Origin of the sequence: Microbacterium sp. P03, from assembly GCF_043556235.1 — a bacterium.
Lineage (GTDB): Bacteria > Actinomycetota > Actinomycetes > Actinomycetales > Microbacteriaceae > Microbacterium.
Genome location: NZ_JBIGIM010000004.1, coordinates 116,705 through 136,272 on the forward strand (window position 1 = coordinate 116,705; position 19,568 = coordinate 136,272).

Consider the following 19,568-nt stretch of genomic DNA (forward strand, 5'->3'; position numbering starts at 1 on the left):
CTGTGTGGGGCTCGCGTCATCGGACGTGCGTGCCCTCACCGACCGTCTCCTCCTCGCGGCCGGGGAGCCGCAGCACGGCTTCGGTCCCGGCGGGCACGGTGACCTCGACACGAAGATCGGTGCCCTCGAGGTCCCACCGGACCGACGCCCGTCCTTGCGGCGTCTCGAGCGAGGCCCGCGCCCACGTCAGCCCTCCGCCGGGCTGCGGGGCGATGAGGATGCGGCGATACCCTGCCGCGAGCGGCGCCAGGCCCGCGACCGTGCGGTGCATCCAGTCGGCGACCGCACCGAGCGCATAGTGATTGAACGACGTCATCTCACCGGGATTGATGGATCCGTCCGGGAGCATCGAATCCCAGCGCTCCCACACGGTGGTCGCGCCCATCGTGACCGCGTACAGCCATGAGGGCGCTTCTCGCCGCAGGAGCAGGGCGTACGCGTCGTCGATGTGACCGGTCGCGGTGAGCGCATCGGTCACGAACGGTGTGCCGGCGAAGCCCGTGCTGATCCGGTACTCGGCCTCGCGCACCACCTCGGCGAGCCGGTCTCCCGCGCGCTGCCGATCGTCGCCGCCGAGCACGTCGAAGGCGATCGCGAGGGCGTAGACGGTGGCGCTGTCGCTGAGGATACGTCCGCCCTCGACGTACCGCGCGCGGAAACCCTCGCCGATGGCGTCGCGGAGATGCGCGAACTCCTCCGCGTCGTCCCGCTCCCCCAGCACCCGCGCGGCCTCGGTTGCGAGCGCGGCCGTGCGGTAGGCGGATGCCGTCGCCACGACGGCCGCCGGGGCCTTGGACTTGCCGGGATCGTCGGCCGGGGCATCCGGATCGAGCCAGTCCCCGAACTGGAACCCGCTGTCCCACAGCCCGTCGGGCGAGAGGAGCGCCGCGACCGATCGGGTGTGCGCCGTCATCAGGGGATACGCGTCGCGCAGCGTCTGCTCGTTCCCGTACGCGGTCCACAGCGCCCAGGGCACCCACACAGCCGCGTCACCCCAGATCGCTGTCGCCCCAGGCTCGGGGAACCCGGTGTCGAGGTACTTCATGACGTTGGGGACGACGACCGGGACGGAGCCGTGCGGGGTGCCCTGCCGCTCGAGCTCGACATCGGTCAGCCAATCGGCCAGGAACGGCTCGACATCGCCCAGGAAGGCCGCAGTGGGTGCGAAGACCGCGAGGTCGCCGGTCCAGCCGAGGCGTTCGTCCCGTTGCGGACAGTCGGTCGGCACACTGAGGAAGTTCCCGCGCATCCCCCACACCACGTTGCTGTGCAGCCGGTTCAGCAGCGGATCGGAACAGGCGAACGAACCGATGGGGCGGATGTCGGAACCCACGACGACCGCGGTCAGCGCGGCAGGATCCAGTTCCCCCGGCCAGCCACTGACTTCGGCGTAACGGAACCCGTGGAAGGTCAGCGTCGGCTCGAACACGTCATCGCCGCCGCTCAGGATGAACCGGTCGGTCGCCTCGGCACGCCGGAGAGGCCGCACCCCCAGCTCCGCATGCTCGAGCACTTCGGCGTGCCGGAGGACGATCTCGGTGCCCGCGGGGCCGCTGACCTGTACACGCACGAAACCGACGAGGTTCTGCCCGAAGTCCACGAGGGTCTTACCCGACGGTGAGCTCCACACATGCTCGACGGCTCGCTCGGACAGCCGGCGTACCGGCGGCGACACTCGGGGCACGAGCAGGTCGAGATCGAACTCGACGACCCGCACGTCGCCCCACCCGGATTCGTCGAACCCCGGGCGAAGCCATGAGTCGTCGCGGAGGCGGGCATCGATCGTCTCGCCGTTGTAGAGGTCATCGGCGAGCACTGCTCCGGATGCTGCGCGCCACGACCCGTCGGAGACCGCACGCTGGACGTGTCCGTCGGCGAAGTGGATGTCCAACTCCGCGTAGCCGGCACGCTCGTCTCCGTAGACCGCGCGCGCACCCGTGAACCCGAGGTGGCCGCGGTACCACCCGTTCCCGAGACGGAGCCCGATCACTGCCGTCGAGGACGGAGCCACCGCATCGGTGACGTCGTGCTCGATGAGGCGCACGCGACACTCATAGGTGGTCCATCCCGGTGCCAGCAGCTCGTCGGAGCTCGGAACGCCGTTGATCCACGCTTCGACGACGCCCAATGCGCTCGTGCGCAGGATCGCTCGGGTCACCATCCCGTGCCCCTCGTCGAGCGCGAACTCGTGGCGTAGGAGCGGGGCCGCCTCGGTGGGGTGGACGGGCGCGATCATCTTCGCCGGTGGGGTGTTCATTGCGCGGCGACATCGATGTGGAGCGACAGTCCTGCGAGACCATCCGCGGACACTGCCACCGTGATCGCACCGACGCCGGTCGGACGCACGACCGCGAGCGCGCGGCCGTCGAAAGTGCGCCAGGTCGACGAGTCGAAACGCTCCTCGGTTCGGGGATTCGCGCTGCACATGCCCACGAGCTGTCCCGCGCCGCTCACCTCGACGGTCACGGCTCGGTCGGCGGAGGTGACGAGTCGGTCCGCGGGATCGTGCAGCTCGATTTCGACATAGGCGAGATCGGCGTCCGTGTCGCGGATCACCGATCGATCGACGCGGGCGCTGAGCGCGACACCCTCAGCCGGAGTGGCCAACGTCGTGCGGGCGGTTTCGACACCATCCGTGAAGGCGACGGCCTCGAGCACACCCGGTCGATACTCCGTTTCGAGCACGGCGATCATCGGCCGATCCGTTCCGATCTGAGCCCGGGCGATCTCGTCCCCGTCGAGCAGCAGCGCGACCAGGTCGGCGTCCGCGTAGACCTCCACGGTGACGGGACGCCCCTCGTAGCCGGGCCACGCCCACGACGAAATGCTGTCGCTCCACCCCCACGGCGCGCGGCCCGCGATCGTGTGGTCATGATGCTCCGGACGCTGCACCGCGATGTACGGCTCGGCGCGCAATCCGAACACGATCTCGCGATAGAAGGACAGCGGCCGGCGCCAGCCTGTGATGTCGAGGTCACCGCACCATGCCGTGAGATACGGGTACTCGCGCTCGAGCCCGGGCACCGCGTCCGGGTCTTCTGCGTACGCCGTCGCGCCGATCCCGACCTCGCCCAGGTAATCCCAGCCGGTCCAGGTGAAGTCCCCGATGACGTGGGGGTTCTCGATGACCATGGGCCAGAGCCGGCCGATGGCCGACGGCATCGTCTCCGACCCGACGATGATCCGATGCGGGAGCTGCTCACGGTCGACCGCATAGCGCGCATCCGCGTAGTTCAGGCCGAGGACGTCCAGCGTGGCACTGGACTCCTCGATGCGGGTGGTCACGGCATCGCTGACGGAGATCGCGTTGAAGCCCTCCTCGGGGTTCGCCATCGCCTCATTCAGCGCGCCACCTCCCGCCTCGAGGATCGACGGGAGCTCATCGACGACGGCCAGGAACGTGTTGATTCCGTTCGTGATCAAGCGGGTCGGGTCGAGGTCGCGCACATGCTCGGCCATCCGGCGGGCCCAACCAGCTCCGTGCCCGCTGCCCACCTCGACGATCTCGTTGCCGAGGGAGTACATGATGACGCTGGGGTGATTGCGGTCCTTCGTCACCATGGATGCGAGATCAGCTGCCCACCACTGCGGGAAGTCCGCCGCGTAATCGTTCGCAGTCTTGAAACGGGTCCACATATCGAACGCCTCGTCCATCACCAGCATCCCGTGCTTGTCGCATGCATCCAGGAGGGCGATGGAGGCGGGGTTGTGGGCAGCGCGAATCGCGTTGAACCCGGCAGCCTTGAGCAACTCGATGCGTCGCTCGTCCGCGCGGCCGATGGCCGCGGCGCCGAGCGGACCGTTGTCGGAGTGGATGCACGCGCCTCGAAGCAGAACGGCTTCGCCATTGATACGCAGTCCCTTGCGCGGATCGACGGTGACGGTGCGGATGCCGAAGGTGACGGTCACGTCATCCGAACCCGCGAGCGAGACGTCGGCCGTGTGCAGCGCGGGCGAGCTCGGCGACCACAGCGCGGGTTGCGGGATGTAAAGCCGCTGGCGGACGAGGATGACGTCGCCGGGCGGCACCGTCGCGGGGCTCTCATCGCCTTCGACCTGTGCTCCGTGCTCATCCGAGATTCGCGTGGCCACCCTCACCGTCCGCGTGATCAGCCCGCGGTTCGCTATCTTCGTCACGACATCCACGACAGCTTGATCGTGCTCGATCCGCACCGTGGTGACGGTGACCCCGTCCGGCGCGATGTGTACGGGTTCGTCGACGTGCAGAAGGACGGGGCGGTGGATGCCGGCGCCCGCGTACCAGCGGGAGTCCTCGCCGGCGCGTACCTCGATGCGCACTTCGTTCGGCTGGCCGAAGCGCAGGAACGGCGTCATGTCGACGAAGAACCGCGCGTAACCGTCGGCACGATTGCCCGCGAATTCGTTGTTCACGAAGACCTGGGCGCGACGGTAGGCGCCCTGCACCTCGAGCCGGACGATGCGCCCCTCCCACCCCGCGGGCACGTCGAACGTCTTCGAGTACGTTCGTGCGATCGGTGGGTAGTAGGCGCCGGCCCCTCTCCCTGGAACGTCCGGTCGGCGAGACTCGTCCCGCAGCGCATCATGAGGCAGGCGCACGACGACGGGGGGAACCTGCTCGCGGTCGGCGCTCGCGAAGGGCCCCGTAGGGGCGCGGTGCGTCCAACCCGCGGTGAAGGATGTGACTGTCACGATGTCGGTCCGTTCGTTCTGTGTGTCGTCGAGCCGGTGACGCGCCCAGCCATGGAGCCGGAGACGCGCTGCAGGAAATCGATCGCCCGGTCGAACACCGTCGCGGTGTCCTCGAGCCCTCGCCAGAAATGCTCGCCGCCCGGAACCCGGTGGAACTCGACCTCGCCGCCGGCGGCACGGAGCGCATCGGCGAGCGCCTCGCTCTGGGTGATCGGCACGTGGGAGTCGGCTGTACCGTGCGAGATGTGGAACGGAGGAGCACCCGGGTGCACCTGATGGACCGGACTGGCGGCGCGTGCGCTGTCCGGCCGCTCGGCTGCGGGCGCGCCGATCCACCGGGCCTCCCGGGTCTCTTCGGGCGGCTCTCCCGTCTCGTGCGCGGCCATCGCGAAGAGGTCGGCAGGGCCGAACCAGTCGACGACTCCGCGCACGTCGCGGCGCTGCAGTCCCGTCAGCGCCGCGAGTGTCGCTCCGGCCGAAACCCCCCAGAGTGCGATCCGCGAGGCATCCACCCCGTACTCGTGACCGTGTTCATGCAGCCAGTCGATGGACGCGTCCACATCGCTGAGTTGCGCGGGGAAAGTGGCCTCGCCGCTCAGCCGATACTCGCAGGAGGCCACGGCGAAGCCGGCCGCCACGATCCGGTCGAAGGATCTCTCGTCACTGATGCCGGGCGTGAAGACCCGGCGGCTGCCGCGCATCCATCCCCCGCCGTGCAGGAACACCACGACGGGCGGGTGATCGTGGGTCGCGGCATCCGGGACCCGAAGATCCATCGACAACGGGCGGAATCCGATCGGCTGCGCGACGTCGATCTCGAGGATCGCTGACATGGCGTGGCCGTGTCAGTCGCGGAACGTGAACTGGGGCATGAACACCGTGGCGTACTTCTCGCCGGCGGCGCGCATGACCGAGAAGTCGGGCACGTAGACGCCCTGCGGCTCGGTGGCCTCCGTCTTCTCGCCGATCGCATGGAAGAACCGCTCGAATCCCGCCGTACCGGTGCCGAACACCTTGGTCGAGTTGTGGATCTGGAAGGCGTGAACGATGCCCGCCGGAACAAACGCGAAGTCTCCCGTCACGAGGGTCGTCTTGCTGTGATAGTCGGCCTCGTCATCCATCCACACCGAGATCTCGCCGTCCACGACGTAGAAGATCTCATGGGTCTTCAGGTGCTTGTGGCCGGGGATGCGGTCGCCTGCTCTCCCCTGCATCGTGAACGCGCCGTACTGGTCGTCGGTTTCATCCGCTGAGAGCAGCACCGTGAAGAGCTGGTCGAACACGAGCGACTTCTCGCCCTCGCCGTTGCCCAGCACGAACGGCTTCGGAGCACCGGGGAGGATGCCGGTGAACGCGACCTTGTCAGCGTCGTCTACGGGAAAAGTGGTCATGCTTACCTCCTTGTAAGTGCGCGGCGGCGGAGCACTGAAGAACGGTCGGCTCATTCCGACCGCTCGCTCCGGCTGTGTCCAGTCTCATGACAAGTCGCCGGCGAAGGAAGTTCGAGCTCCCTACGCGGCGTTAGCCTCAGGCTAAGATCGGCGCATGGATGTGCCGATCCACGTCATTCGCTATTTCTGCGTTCTCGCCGAAGAGCTGCACTTCGGTCGCGCCGCCCAGCGGCTGAGCATCACGCCCCCCTCGCTCAGCCAGCAGATCAGTCGGCTCGAGCAGCAGCTCGACCTGAAGCTCTTCGACCGGAGCCCTCGCAAAGTCGAACTCACCGTCTACGGACGCGAACTGCTCCCCCTGGCCCGCCGCGTGCAGGACGACCACGATCAGCTTCTGAGCTGGGGACGGTCCATGCAGCGGGACCGCGACGCGCCGGTGCTCCGGGTCGGCGTGGTCGCGGCCGGGGCGGGGGCTCTGACGACGGCGGCGATCGCCTCGACGATGCAGGCGATGCCCGACGCGCGGATCGAGATGCGCCGTCTCGGATTCTTCGACGTCGCTGCTGAACTCGAGTCCGGTCGTGTCGACGTGGTCTTCGCCCCCGCGCCGATGCCTCTCCCGGCGCGCGTACGCCTCGAACCGCTCTGGCGCGAACCGCGCGTGCTCGTCGTTCCGGCCGGCCACCCGCTCGCCGACCGAGAGTCGGTGTCGATCGTCGAGACCAACGACGAGGTGTTCGTCGCGGTCGCAGGCGGCGTGCCCGAAGTCGTCGACTGGTGGATCGTCGACCCCCGCCCCGACGGTACGCGGCCGAAGCGCGGACCGACGGCTGACAGCGTCGACGGACTCTTCGAACTCGTGGCCGCGGGTGCGGGCGTCAACATCGCGGGCCAGTCGGCCTCCCGTCAGTACCGTCGCGACGAGCTCGCGTTCATCCCCGTGTTCGACATCGAGCCCGCGACGATCCTCCTGTGCAGCCTGAGCGATGCCCGCAACCCGATGGTCCACGCGTTCCGCGAGACGGCGCAGGCGCTGTCCCCGCTCGTGGACGCCACCTTCCACTGAGCACCCGGGACGATAGGAACCGACTAAGGCCGATGCTCCTCGCGCGCGTGCGCCGGGAGGAGCCTTCACGCCGTGGGGGCAGCCGCCTTCAGCGCCTTCCATGCTTCGCGCCGTGCCGCCTGCTCATCAGGATCGGGTACCGGCGACGCGGCCATCAGCACCTGCGTGTAGTGCGCCTGCGGGTTGCGCATCACCTCGGCGGTCTCGCCGACCTCGACGATCTTGCCACGGTTGAGGACGACCACACGTTGCGCGAGGAACTCCACGACAGCCATGTCGTGGGCGATGAAGAGGTACCCGAGATCCTTGCCCACCCGAAGGTCGGCGAGGAGGTTCAGCACCTGCGCCTGCGTCGAGAGGTCCAGCGCGCTCACCGCTTCGTCGCAGACCACCAGACGCGGGTCGGTGACCAGGGCGCGGGCGATGGCGATGCGCTGGCGCTGGCCGCCGGAGAACTGCCGCGGGAAGCGGTTCTCGGAACCGGGGGCGAGGCCCACGGCAGCGAGCACCTCCTGCGCGCGCCGATCGCGGTCGGAGCGGGAGACTCCGGCCACCCGCAGCGGCTCGGTGATCGCGTCGCCGATCGGGCGGCGGGGGTTGAGCGACGAGAAGGGGTCCTGGAACACCGCGCGCAGATCGCCCTGGAGGGAGCGGCGCGCGCGGGGACCGGCCTTCGTGATGTCGCGCCCTTCGAACAGGATCTGACCGCTCGTGACCGGCTGCAGGCCGAGGATCGCCCGGCCGATGGTCGTCTTGCCCGAACCGGACTCTCCGACCAGGCCCAGAGTCTCCCCGCGGCCGATCGTGAAGGACACATCATCGACCGCGGCCTTCTTTCCGAAGCGAACGACGAGGTTGCGCACCTCCAGCAGCGGGGTGGAGGCATCCGGCTCCCGGCTCGTGGGCTGGCTCATCACAGGTCTCCTCCGACGGCGACGGGCTGCCGCCACTCCTCTTGCCGCCCGCGCACCTCGTCGCGGCGGACGCATCGCACTCCCCCGACGCCCTCGGCGCGGGGATCGAGGGGGATCGTGGTCAGGCACGCCTGCGTCGCGAACCGGCATCGCTGCGCGAACCGGCATCCGCTCGTCCACGAACCAGGCAGCGGCACCTGGCCGGGGATCGAGGCCAGACGGCTCGTCCCCTCGAAATCGATGATCGCGTGCGGGTCTGCCGCCAGGAGGGCCATCGTGTACGGATGCTCCGGCCGCACGAGCACGTCGCGCACCGTGCCCGTCTCGACGATCTGCCCCGCGTACATCACCGACACGTCATCGCACAGATCGGCGACGACACCGAGGTCATGGGTCACGAGGATGATCGACATGCCCCGCTCCGCGATCAATCCGCGCAGCAGACCCAGGATCTCGGCCTGGATCGTGACGTCCAGCGCGGTCGTCGGTTCATCGGCGACGAGGAGGCGCGGCGACCCCGCGAGGGCGAGGGCGATCGCGACGCGCTGCGCCATACCCCCCGAGATCTGGTGCGGATAGCTCTTCAGCACACGCGGAGCGTCGACGATGCCGACGTCGACGAGCAGCTGCCGGGAGATGCGCTTGGCCTCCCCCGCGCCGACACGGCGGAGGCGCTTGACGGTCGCCGCCAACTGCCAGCCGATCGTGAACATCGGATCGAGCGCACGACTCGGCTCCTGGGAGATGAAGGCGATGTCGTGGCCACGCACCTTCGCGAGTATTTGCTCGTCGGCCTGCGCCAAGTCCACGTCGCCCCACTGGATGCGACCCGATCGCACCGACAGTCCGGGCGAGAGAAGGCCCAGGAACGCGTACGACGTCACACTCTTGCCGCAGCCGGACTCGCCCACGAGTCCCATCACCCGCCCCGGCCGCACGCGCATCGACACTCCGGTGACCAGCGCCGGCCCCCCGTCGACGCCCAGCACCAGATCTTCGACGATGAGCTCGCCGTCGGCTGCCGACGCGCCACGGGCGGCCAGGCCGGTGCGGTCGGCGCCGAAGGTCGTCGGTGAATCGCCCGGGATCGCGACGAGCTCTCCGGCCTCCTCGACCGGCTCCGCGGGGATCAGGGCGGTCGCCTCGAGCGGAACGGATGCGGCAGCGCGCGCCTGCTCCGCGACCGGCGCGGTCGTCGAGACGCGCAGGGTCGCAGCATCCGGAGCCTGCTTCTTCTTCGCGCGCGTCCGCCTCAGGGCGACGAGCGGCGGAGGAGTGGCGGCTCCGCCGGCGAGCACGTCGGCGATGGAGTTCGCCGCGATGATCGTGAGCGCGAGGACGACGCCGGTGGGCACCATCATCCAGGGCTGTTGGAAGATGAAGCGCGAGGCGGTCTGGATCATGCCACCCCACGTCGGCTCGGGGGGCTGCGGGCCGAGGCCGATGAACGCGAGACCGGCCTGCAGCATGATCCCGACCCCGAAGAACAGGACGAACTGAACGATCACGGTGGTGGACATGTTCGGAAGCACGTGGCGGAAGCTGGTGACGAACGGGCGCACGCCGTCCACCGTGGCCGCTTCGACGAAGAGCTGCTTCTGGAGCGACTTCGCCTGGCCGAACAGGATGCGGTAGAGCGCACCGAAGAGCAGCACGCCGAAGAGCACCATGACGAGTGGCATGTTGGTGCCGACCGCGGCGATGAAGGCGAGGATGATCACCGTTCCAGGCAGCGACATCACGATCTCGCTCACGCGGTTCATGACCGCCTCTCCGCGCGACGAGCGCACGGCCCACAGGGTGACCGGCACAGTGATCGCCACGGCGACGATGGGCGTGACGCAGGCCAGTGCGAGTGTCGACGCGGCGGCCGCCACGATGCGGGAGAGCAGATCGCGACCGAGCTCGTCGGTGCCGAGGAGGTGCGCGGTGGTCGGGCCCTGGAGGACCGCGGTGAGGTCCTGCTCGAGAGGCCCGTAGCGCAGCCACAGCGGTGACGTGACGGATGCCACGATCAGGCCGATCAGCCAGATCAGGGAGATGACTGCGAGAGGTGAACGGAGGATCCGGAAGCTGCGCTTGCGTTCGGCGCGGCGGATCGTGAGGATCGCGGTGGTGGAGACCGTCATGATGTGCGCAGTTTCGGGTCGAGGGTGCGGTTGAGGGTTTCCAGCAGGAGATTGACGATGACCACCACGAGCGTGGCGACGAGGACGAGCGCCTGCACGAACGGGAGATCGGCGGATCCGACCGCCGCCTGCATGGCCTGACCGATGCCCGGCAGGGCGAAAAGGAGCTCGATCATCACGGATCCGCCGAAGAGCACGATGAACTGCACGGCGACGCTCGCAAGGATCGGAAGGCTGGCGCTGCGCAGGGCGTGCACGTAGACGATGCGCCAGGTCGGGGTGCCGACGGCGCGGAGGGTGCGGATGTGCTCCTGTGCGAGCGCTTCGGCCATCGACGCGCGCGTCTGCCGCGCGATGAAGCCGGCCGACGTGATCGCGATCGTGAGGACGGGCAGGACGAGCGATCGGAACCACTTGTCGGGACTCACCTCGAACGGAACGAAACCGGTTGCCGGAAGGAGCCGTAGCTGCACCGCGAGGAAGTAGACGAGGAGCACGCCGACCCAGAAGGCGGGGAGGGAGAGCAGAATGCCGGTGACGGCGGTGATCACCCGGTCCACTGTTCCGCCGCGGACCGCGGCCGCGACGCCGAGGGCGATGCCGATCACGGCGCTCAGGACGGTGCCGCCGAGTGCCAGGGCCGCGGTGACGGGCAGTCGCTTGGCGATGTCCGGTCCGATCTCTCGGCCGTCGATGAGGGAGACCCCGAGGTTGCCCTGCAGCACCTGGCCCACCCAGTTTGCGAACTGGGCGACCCAGGGGTCGTACCAGCCGATCTCCGTGTTGTAGGCGGTGACCTGCTCCGGCGTGGCGGACTGGCCGAGGGCCACTCCGCCGGGGGTGGAACCCGAGAGGTGCACGAGCATGAAGGCGATCCACGACGCGACGAGCAGGGTGAGGACCGCGAAAGCGACCCGCTTGAGTATGAAGATGAGCATCGTCACTCCCGGTGGCACCGGCAAGGTGTTCAGGACGCGGGCGTGACCGACGCGAGGAGGGGGAACGGCTCGGCACCCGGGAAAGTGGGCGTGGCCACCTTCGCCGTGTTGTACGCCCACGGCGCCAGCTGCTCGAACAGCGGGATGAGCCATCCCGCGTCCACGATCGAGCGGTTGAGGTCCTGGAGCGCCGTGGCCTGCGCTTCCTCGTCGCCCTGAGCGGCCCCGATCGCGCCGGCTGCGGCCTGGATGTCTGCGTTCTCGGCCTTGTGGAAGTTCGCGAAACCGAAGAGGACGCCGAACACGTTGCCGAGCGGGTTCGTCCAGGTGAGCGCGATCGGTCCGCCGAGCGGCTCGGTCTGCACCACCGCGAAGGCCTCCTCCGTCGAGGACGCGTTCTTCAGGTTGACCGTGACGCCGATCGCCGCCCAGTACGGCTGCAGCGCCTCGAGGTCGCGCTGGCTCTGCGCCGTGATGGTGAAGTCGAACGAGAATCCGTCGGGGTAGCCGGCCTCGGCTAGGAGCGCCTTCGCCGCATCCGGGTCATAGGCGTACTGCGTCTCGAGCTCGGGCAGGTATCCCGGGCTGTCGGCGGGGAGGGCGTTGGCGGTCGGCACCTCACCTGCGTGCACGGCGCTCACGAAGGTCTTGCGGTCGATTGCCATCGACAGCGCCTGGAAGACACGGGGGTCGCTCCACTGCGGCGCCGTCGCGCCCGCCTTGTCGAACGCGATGATGTTCTGGATCGTGCCGCCGTTCGCCACGAGACCCGTGCCGGAGGATTCGACCTGCGCCTGCGTGTCCGCGGTGATGATCGCCATGTCGACCTCGCCCGAGATCGCCGCGTTCACGCGTGCCTGCGGATCGAGGATCGGCTTGAACTCGTACGAGTCGAAGGGATAGTCCTTCGCGGCGGCGGCATCGGCCTTCTTCACCAGAAGGTAGGAGTTGCCCTTCACCGTCGCCGACTCGTCGACCTCAAGGGGACCGGAGCCGTCGGCAGCCGAGTCGAGGCTCGAGCGGTCTGCGATCCCCGTCGGGCCCACGATCGCGCCGGCGGGGAACACCAGGTTGGCTTCGAACCCCGGTTTGGCCGCAGCGAATGTCAGCGTCACCGTGTCCTCGTCGACGACCGTCACGTCGGTGATCTCGTTCTCGCCACCGGTGGCGAAGCCGCTGTAGGCGGACAGGTCGGCGTCCTGCCGATCGTCGAGGTTCTCCTTGACGAGCGCGGCGCTCACCGTCGAGCCGTCCGCGAACGTCTTACTGGTGTCGAGGTCGAGGGTCAGCTGGGTCTGGTCGGCACTGTACGTCGCCGTGGTCGCGAGGTCGGGAGCGACGTTGCCATCCTTGTCCAGGACGAACAGCGCGTCGTAGATGCCCTCGAAGAACATCCGCTGACCGGAGGAGTATCGGAGCGGGTCGTACCCGAGCGGGGCCTGGTCGGCATCGAGTCCGATGACCAGCTTCGAGGTGTCGGCGCCACCTCCGCTGCTGGAGCCTCCTCCCGAACCGGTGCAGGCGGTGAGGGCGAGGGCGGATGCGGCGATCGCCGCAATGACGGCGGCTCCGCGTGCTGTGGTGAGGCGAGACATCAGATCTCCTGTGATCGGTGTACTGCGGACTTCGGTGTCGGCGGTCGCATCGGGGGCGACCTTTGGTACAGAGTGACCCGCCCCGGCCGGGTTTGGCCATTCGGATTCGCTCGGTCCTTTGTTAGCGAGCGCCTAACGATGGTCATTCGCCTCACTGCTCACAGTGAAACACGCTTTCATAGAATGAACAAGTATGCGAGGATGAAGGAGAGTTCAGAGAGGACCACTCATGCCCGCAGCATCCTTCCCCGCCGACTTCCTCTGGGGGGTCGCCACCGCCGGACACCAGAACGAGGGAGACAATGTCGACAGCGACACCTGGTTCCTCGAGAACGTGACGCCGACGATCTTCCAAGACCGCTCGGGCAAGGCCGCCAACGGATGGGAGCTGTGGGAGTCCGACCTGGATCTGGTCGCAGGAATGGACCTCAACGCCTATCGCTTCTCGGTCGAATGGGCGCGCATCGAGCCCGTCGAGGGCCAGTTCTCGGAGGAGGCCCTCGCGCACTACGAGGCGCTGGTGGACGGATGCCTCGCCCGCGGTCTCGCGCCGATCGTGACGTTCAACCACTTCACGTCGCCGCACTGGTTCGCCGCGCGAGGCGCCTGGCTGAACCCCGAGTCCGCGTCGCTGTTCGCGCGATACTGCGGAGTGGTGATGGATCGCTTCGGCGATCGGATCGCCCTCGCCGTGACATTCAATGAACCCGATCTGCCCGAGATGCTGACGTGGGCGGAGCTGCCCGACTTCATCGCCGACCTCGAGCGTCAGACCCTCGAGGCGGCCGAGCTCGCGACGGGTGCCGAGCGCTATCGCGCGGGCAACGTGATGCTGCACGAAGACTTCGCCGGGATGCGCGCGGGAATGACGGCTGCTCACACCGCCGGGAAGGCCGCGATCAAGGACCGCCGCGCGGACCTTCGCGTGGGCCTGTCCCTCGCGATGTGCGACGACGTCGCGGCGCCCGGTGGCGAGGAGGTGCGGGACCGCAAGCGCGCGGAGGTCTACGACTACTGGCTGCGGCTGGCTCGCGAGGACGACTTCGTCGGCGTGCAGAACTACGAGCGGCTTTACTACGGTCCGGACGGTCTGCTGCCCGCGGAGCCGGGCGCGGTGGTGAACGGCATGGGTACCGCCGTCGATCCGGCGTCCCTGCGCGGTGCGGTCGAGTACGCATACGAGATCAGCGGAGTGCCGATCCTGGTCAGCGAGCACGGGGTGAGCACGCCGGATGACAGCATTCGCGCGGACTTCCTGTCACCGTCGCTCGACGGCCTCGCGCAGGCGATCGCCGGTGGGGTTCCGGTGCTCGGCTACTGCCACTGGACGCTGATGGACAACTTCGAGTGGATCTTCGGCTACACGCCGAAGCTGGGACTGCACGAGGTGGATCGCGAGACCTTCGAGCGCACGGCGAAGCCCAGCGCGGGCGTGTACGCCGGACTGGTGCGCGACGCGCGCGGACTCTGAGTCGTGAGGCGGCGCCACACGCCGCCCCGGGGCGACCATCATCCCCTCCTCTTTGCGGCGTGGCATAGACGGCATCAGGTCCGCGAAGAAGCCAGTCGCTCGCGCATGCGCACCGGCGATTTCGTGACGGGTCGCCAGGTGGGGTGAGGGTTCCACCAGTGGGGGCCGCGCACCTCGGGTACTCCGCGCTCCACGCGGAGTACCCGAGGGGTGACCCCCGACATTGCCGCGAGCGGAAACATCCCAGGTCAGTCGCTTTTTAATCTCTGTCGGATCCACCCCCATCCGCCCGCCTGTGGAGGAGCGGAGCGCTACAGCCGGAAACACAGACCGAGCCAGACAGCCCCACAGCCAGGCCGCCCGACAGCCCACCCCCGGCAGCCCACCCGCACGATGACCTCAGTCCGAGATCATCGTCCCGCCGTCGATCACGATGTTCTGGCCGCTGACGAACGCGCCGGCACGCGACGCGAGCCACACCACCGCCCCGGCGACCTCCTCCGGTCGTCCGAAGCGTCCGAGGGGAGTCCGGGCCAGACGCGCGGCGGCGGTTTCGGGATCGGCCGTGATCGGCGCGGCGAAATCAGTCGCGATCACACCCGGCGAGATCGCGTTCGCCCGCACCCCGCGACCGCCCCACTGCACCGCGATGTTTCGAGCGATCTGAGCGTTCGCCGCCTTCGTGACGCCGTATCCCGAGATCACCCGATTGCCACGCAGCCCGGCGATGCTCGACATCACGATGAACGAACCGCCTCCCGCCGACGCCATCACGGGCAGCGCGAGCTCGGCGAGCCGCGAGACGGAGCGCACGTGCAGCGACAGCATCCGATCCAGGGCCTCATCCTCATCCCCCGAAAAGCCGTCCAGCGCCGCTCCCGCATTCGCGACGACCGTGTCCATGCGCCCCCACCGCTGCACGGTGGTGTCGACGAGGTCGCGGAGGTCCGCGGCATCCGTCACATCGCAGTCGACGCCGATGGCCTCGAGACCCCGCCCGACCAACTCGGCCGCGGCGACCGCGGGCTGCGAAGCGGGCAGCCCCGCGAGTACCACTCGCGATCCCGCCCACGCGAGCGCCTCGGCGCACGCGCGGCCGATTCCGGTGCCCGCCCCGGTGACGATGGCGACCTGTCCCGCACACGAGAAGAGAGCCGAGGGCGCGAGATCCATGGCTCCATCCTCCCGCGCGACCACGTCGATCGCCCTCGGCAGACGTGATGCCCGTCATCACCGAACCGGAGTTCCCCCGAGCGGCTGCCGCGGCTAGCGTCGAAGCGTGCGCGAAGACGTCGCCGCCGATGCAGGGAGTCGTCATGACGAACGAAGGACTCGACGGCCGCACGATCGTCGTCACCGGCGCCGCCGGAGGTCAGGGACTGGCTGCCGCGCTCCTGCTGGATGAGGCGGGTGCGCGGGTGATCGCCACCGACATCGTCGACGCTGCTCCGGCGCTGGCGGACACGCGCGTCGTGTACCGGCAGCTGGACGTCTCCGACGAGGCGGGGTGGGAGGCGCTGGCCGAGTTCCTCGCGACCGATCTGGCGGGTACGCCTCTGCGCGGCCTGGTCAACAACGCCGGGATCACTCACCGCACACGGCTCGGTCAGACCGCGCGCACCGACTGGGATCGCGTCCTCGCGGTCAACCTGACCGGCCCGATGCTCGGCATCCAGGCTCTCGCCCCACTGATGGCCAGGGACTCGTCGATCGTGAACGTCGGCTCGTCGGCGGCGCTCACCGCGCACTACCCGGTCGCGTACACGTCGAGCAAGTGGGGGCTTCGCGGGCTGACGCACGTCGCCGCGACGGAATACGGACCGCGCGGCATCCGGGTCAACATCGTCCACCCCGGTTTCATCGAGACCCCGATGACCGCGAACGCACCTGCCGCGATGCGTGAGGCGCAGCTCGACCTGACCCCCCTCGAGCGTTTCGGGAACGCCGATGAGGTCGCCCGGGTGGTCGTCTTCCTGCTCTCGGATGCTGCGGCCTACGTCTCGGGCGCCGAGATCCCCGTCGACGGAGGATCGACATCCTCGGCCGGCGTCAAGGTGATGTCGGACCGCATCGCCCGCGGGTAACGGCACCGGACCCCCGCACCTCCCGCGATCAGCGCTCCGCGCGGAGCCTCTCGGCCGCCTTGCGGGCGCCGCGTACCGCGATCGCCACGCTCGTGAGCGTCGGGTTCATCGTGTTCGCCGTCGGGATGGTCCCGTTGCCGCCGATGAGCAGCCCATCGACTCCCCACACGCGCGACCAGGGGTCGGCGACCGAGGTGCCGTCGTCGGTCTCGCCGATGCGGGTCGTGCCCATGTAGTGCAGGCTCGATCCGTTCGGCATGAGCCGCGGTTCGGCGACGAACACTCCCAGCGCCTCGCCGACCTGGCGCAGATCGGCGGTGGCCGCCTCGATCTCGCCGAGCTCGGCATCGGTCAGCTCGTAGTCGACCGTGAAGTTCGGGAATCCCCGGTAGTCCAGCTCGTCGTCGGTGAACGTCAAGCCGTCCTCGACGCGCGGGCGCTTGCGCAGCCCGTTGCCCATGTTGACGAATCCCCACCGGTTTCCGAGGAACGGGCTGTCTTCGGGCAGCGGGAACGGCGTGCTCTCGGAATACATCACCTGCAGCGAGAACGGGTGGCCCGGCTCGGAGAACGGGATGCGGTTGACCGCGGCAACCGGATCGGCGGCGTGCTTCGCGCGCTGGGCGAGTTCGGCGTCCAGCTGCTCCTCGGTGGCGAAGCGGCTCATCTTGTCGGCCTCGAGGGCGACCGTCGTGATGACGACCGGATGCTCCGTGAGGTAACGGCCGAGCGCCGCGGGACGGATGCCCGACGCCCACAGCAGTTGCGGAGACCGGAACGCGTCCGCGGCGACCACCACGAGGTCGGCCGCCACGAAGGACGTCCGGCGCGTGCGCAGGTCTTCGACCGTGACGCCGGTCACCCGATCGCCGTCGCGCTCCACGCGACGCACGAGCGACAGATCGCGGAGTTCGAACCGCTCCGCCAGCGGATCGCCGTCGTCGATGAGCGGGCCGAGCACGAGGTCGGTGCCGCCCCAGCGCATCGAGCCGTCCGGCTGCGGCTCCCCCGAGACGGGCAGCGTGCTGACGCCGTAGCCGTCCGGGAGCTGACCGGCGAACTTCTCCGCCAGCAGCGACCGGATCGCGCCGCCGACGGCGGAGTCCGCGAAGGCCGCGTCCTGCACGTGCAGCAGATCCTTCGCCGTGGCCAGGAGCTCGTCCCACTCGGCGTCGCCGATGAAGGGCAGCCGCTCGCTGAACGAGGGCGACGGCGTCGCGGCCGTCCAATGCGACCCCTGCCCCCCGACGTTGGTGGCGCCGGCGGCCGCGGCGAACGTCGGCGCGTGCGCGGACCCTTCGCCGCCGAAGTCGAACAGATGCGTGCCCTGCCGGGCGGTGAACATGCCTTCCACGACCGTCGCCGACGGGATGCCGAGCGACTCGCGCAGGTCGCCGGCCTGCGGACCCTGCGACATCTCCCGCGCGCGGGCCTTCTCGTCGGGGTCTTCGATGTTGCGGACGCTCTGTCCCGGCCGCTCCGTGATCTGCGGACCTGCCTCGAACATGATCACCCGGACGTCGGGGAGCTCCTCGAGCAGCGTGCGCGCATACGTCGCGCCGATCGGCCCGCTGCCGACGACCGCGATCGTGGGGCCGGCGTGGGCGGAGGATTCGGTGGTCATGAGACTCTCCTTCGAGTGCGAGTGCAGGTGCGGGTCGGACGGGTACGGGTACGGGCGTGACGGTCGCGGCGCCGGGGGACGGACAACGGACGGATGCTGCGCCCTGAGCCCGCGCTCATGCCGTCGCCGCCTCGCTGACGGCCGCGGCGGCCGTCGCGCGCTCGTCCGACAGTCGTCCGTTCGGCAGCAGGATCGCCGCTACGATCCCGATCGCGTAGACGATCGCCAGCCCGACGAAGATCGGCGCCATGATGCCGGAGTAGAGCGCCGCGACCTGGGCCTGGACGGCGGCGGACGCGCCGTGCACGATCTGCGGCGTCAGAGTGGCGGCATCCAGCGTCGACGGCAGTCCCGCCGCGACCCCCGCGCCGATCAGTCCGCCCACGATCGCCGTGGCCGTGGTCGACCCGACCTGACGGACGAGGCTCACCGTGGCGGTGACGCTGCCGGTGTCGGCCCGGGTCGCGGCGCTCTGCGCGATCGCGACGATGATGTTCATGAAAGAGCCGGTGCCGATCCCGACCAGGCCCATCGCCAGCATCGGCACCCAGAGGGGCATCCCCGCCGGCAGCAGCGCCATCACCAGCAGTCCGACGGCGGCGGTCGCGGTGCCGAAGATCGGGAAGACGCGGTACCGCCCGGTGCGGCTCGCGAGGGATCCGGTGACCAGCGTGCTGACCAGCATCCCGAACACGGTCGCGATGGGCACGAGCCCCGAGACGGTCGCCGATGTGCGGTAGGCCATCTGGATGTAGGTCGGCACGTAGGACACGACCGAGAAGAGGCCCATGCCGATGACCGCCGAGAGCACGATGCTGATGAGGATCGTGCGGTTGCCGAGCAGGCGCAGCGGCACGAGGGGTTCGGGGGCGCGCAGCTCGATCACCACGAACGACACGAGTCCGACGACGGCCACGAGCGCCGCGATGAGGAGCGGGATGCCGCTTCCCGGTTCGTGCGTGCTGGCCCAGCTCGCGGCCAGGACGAGAGCCGTGACCGTGATGCCCAGCACCACCGCACCGGCGATGTCGAACCGTCGTGCGGCCCGCCCGGCGATGTGCGGTACTGCGATCGCGGCGAGCGCGAGTGCCACGAGGCCCACGGGGATGTTGATCCAGAACACCCACCGCCATCCCCAGGCGTCGGTGATGAGTCCACCGGCCAGCGGGCCGACGAGGATCGCGATGGGGAACGCCGCGCCGATGAGCGAGAGCACCCGGGGACGTTCGCGGGGTGAGGTGACCTCGCCGACGATCGTCTGCGGCATGAGGTGGAGGCCCGCCGACGCCATGCCCTGCGCAACACGGGCGATCGCGAGCTGCCCGATGTCCTGTGCCACCCCGCAGAAGAGCGAGGCGACGATGAACAGCGCCATGCTCGCGAGGAACACGAAGCGCGCTCCGATGAGATCGGCGAGTTTTCCGAGCACGGGCAGCAGCACGGTGCTGGCGAGCGTGTACGACACGATGACCCAGCTCATCTGCTCGACGGCGCCGAGCTCTCCCGTGATGGTCGCCAGCGATGTGGCCACGATCGTGTGGTCGAGGGCTCCGAGGAAGGAGACGGTCAGCAGCGAGATGATGAGGAGACGGAGTCTCCAAGGAGTGAGCGGCATGGTGGCGGTCCACCCGAAAGATCGGGCCGTCGACGCGACGGTGTGTGCCCTGTGCGCAACATCACGCGCA

14 protein-coding genes are annotated in these 19,568 nt (G+C 69.1%); 3 read left to right on the forward strand and 11 right to left on the reverse strand.

The window, feature by feature from the left end:
- Positions 1 to 16: 16 nt before the first annotated feature.
- Genes ACFXOO_RS11865 through ACFXOO_RS11880 form a run of 4 tightly spaced genes read right to left on the reverse strand, consistent with a single transcriptional unit; the run spans position 17 to position 6,062 of the window.
- Positions 17 to 2,257 (reverse strand): family 78 glycoside hydrolase catalytic domain, encoded by a 2,241-nt coding sequence (locus ACFXOO_RS11865; RefSeq protein ID WP_394563696.1) that lies wholly within the window; start codon positions 2,255 to 2,257, stop codon positions 17 to 19.
- Complete coding sequence (locus tag ACFXOO_RS11870; protein WP_394563697.1) at positions 2,254 to 4,671, reverse strand: glycoside hydrolase family 2 TIM barrel-domain containing protein; 2,418 nt, start codon at positions 4,669 to 4,671, stop codon at positions 2,254 to 2,256. The genes ACFXOO_RS11865 and ACFXOO_RS11870 overlap by 4 nt, the downstream gene beginning before the upstream one ends.
- Entirely contained in the window at positions 4,668 to 5,504 is an 837-nt protein-coding gene (locus ACFXOO_RS11875) for an alpha/beta hydrolase fold domain-containing protein (protein ID WP_378843142.1), read from the reverse strand. Before ACFXOO_RS11875 ends, ACFXOO_RS11870 begins: the two co-directional genes overlap by 4 nt.
- A gap of 12 nt (positions 5,505 to 5,516) precedes the next feature.
- Complete coding sequence (locus tag ACFXOO_RS11880; RefSeq protein ID WP_378843140.1) at positions 5,517 to 6,062, reverse strand: quercetin 2,3-dioxygenase; 546 nt, start codon at positions 6,060 to 6,062, stop codon at positions 5,517 to 5,519.
- Between the two features lie 154 nt (positions 6,063 to 6,216).
- Between ACFXOO_RS11880 and ACFXOO_RS11885 the strand changes: the two genes are divergently transcribed.
- Entirely contained in the window at positions 6,217 to 7,128 is a 912-nt protein-coding gene (locus ACFXOO_RS11885) for a LysR family transcriptional regulator (protein WP_394563698.1), read from the forward strand.
- A 65-nt stretch (positions 7,129 to 7,193) separates the two neighbouring features.
- On the opposite strand, the gene ACFXOO_RS11890 is transcribed toward ACFXOO_RS11885, so the two are convergent.
- Genes ACFXOO_RS11890 through ACFXOO_RS11905 form a run of 4 tightly spaced genes read right to left on the reverse strand, consistent with a single transcriptional unit; the run spans position 7,194 to position 12,704 of the window.
- The gene (locus ACFXOO_RS11890) at positions 7,194 to 8,042 is read right to left on the reverse strand and encodes an ATP-binding cassette domain-containing protein (RefSeq protein ID WP_378843136.1); all 849 of its coding nucleotides are present in this window, start codon (positions 8,040 to 8,042) and stop codon (positions 7,194 to 7,196) included.
- Positions 8,042 to 10,171, reverse strand: coding sequence for an oligopeptide/dipeptide ABC transporter ATP-binding protein (locus ACFXOO_RS11895; RefSeq protein WP_394563699.1), 2,130 nt, complete (start codon positions 10,169 to 10,171; stop codon positions 8,042 to 8,044). The genes ACFXOO_RS11890 and ACFXOO_RS11895 overlap by 1 nt, the downstream gene beginning before the upstream one ends.
- A complete protein-coding gene (locus ACFXOO_RS11900) occupies positions 10,168 to 11,109 on the reverse strand; it encodes an ABC transporter permease (RefSeq protein WP_378843132.1) in 942 nt (313 codons plus the stop codon). Before ACFXOO_RS11900 ends, ACFXOO_RS11895 begins: the two co-directional genes overlap by 4 nt.
- Before the next feature lie 29 nt (positions 11,110 to 11,138).
- Positions 11,139 to 12,704, reverse strand: coding sequence for an ABC transporter substrate-binding protein (locus tag ACFXOO_RS11905; RefSeq protein WP_394563700.1), 1,566 nt, complete (start codon positions 12,702 to 12,704; stop codon positions 11,139 to 11,141).
- Positions 12,705 to 12,933: 229 nt separating this feature from the next.
- On the opposite strand from ACFXOO_RS11905, the gene ACFXOO_RS11910 reads away from it, so the two are divergent.
- Entirely contained in the window at positions 12,934 to 14,175 is a 1,242-nt protein-coding gene (locus ACFXOO_RS11910; protein WP_378843128.1) for a glycoside hydrolase family 1 protein, read from the forward strand.
- Positions 14,176 to 14,574: 399 nt separating this feature from the next.
- On the opposite strand, the gene ACFXOO_RS11915 is transcribed toward ACFXOO_RS11910, so the two are convergent.
- A complete protein-coding gene (locus ACFXOO_RS11915) occupies positions 14,575 to 15,348 on the reverse strand; it encodes an SDR family NAD(P)-dependent oxidoreductase (protein WP_394563701.1) in 774 nt (257 codons plus the stop codon).
- 143 nt (positions 15,349 to 15,491) lie between these two features.
- Here ACFXOO_RS11915 and ACFXOO_RS11920 point away from each other — a divergent pair, with 143 nt between their 5' ends.
- Positions 15,492 to 16,259 carry an SDR family NAD(P)-dependent oxidoreductase gene (locus tag ACFXOO_RS11920; RefSeq protein WP_394563702.1) on the forward strand — a complete coding sequence of 256 codons (768 nt, stop codon included), beginning with the start codon at positions 15,492 to 15,494 and terminating at the stop codon, positions 16,257 to 16,259.
- A 28-nt stretch (positions 16,260 to 16,287) separates the two neighbouring features.
- On the opposite strand, the gene ACFXOO_RS11925 is transcribed toward ACFXOO_RS11920, so the two are convergent.
- Positions 16,288 to 17,883 carry a GMC oxidoreductase gene (locus ACFXOO_RS11925; protein WP_394563703.1) on the reverse strand — a complete coding sequence of 532 codons (1,596 nt, stop codon included), beginning with the start codon at positions 17,881 to 17,883 and terminating at the stop codon, positions 16,288 to 16,290.
- Positions 17,884 to 17,998: 115 nt separating this feature from the next.
- Positions 17,999 to 19,498, reverse strand: a complete 1,500-nt coding sequence (locus ACFXOO_RS11930; protein WP_394563704.1) for an MFS transporter — start codon at positions 19,496 to 19,498, stop codon at positions 17,999 to 18,001.
- Positions 19,499 to 19,568: the final 70 nt, after the last annotated feature.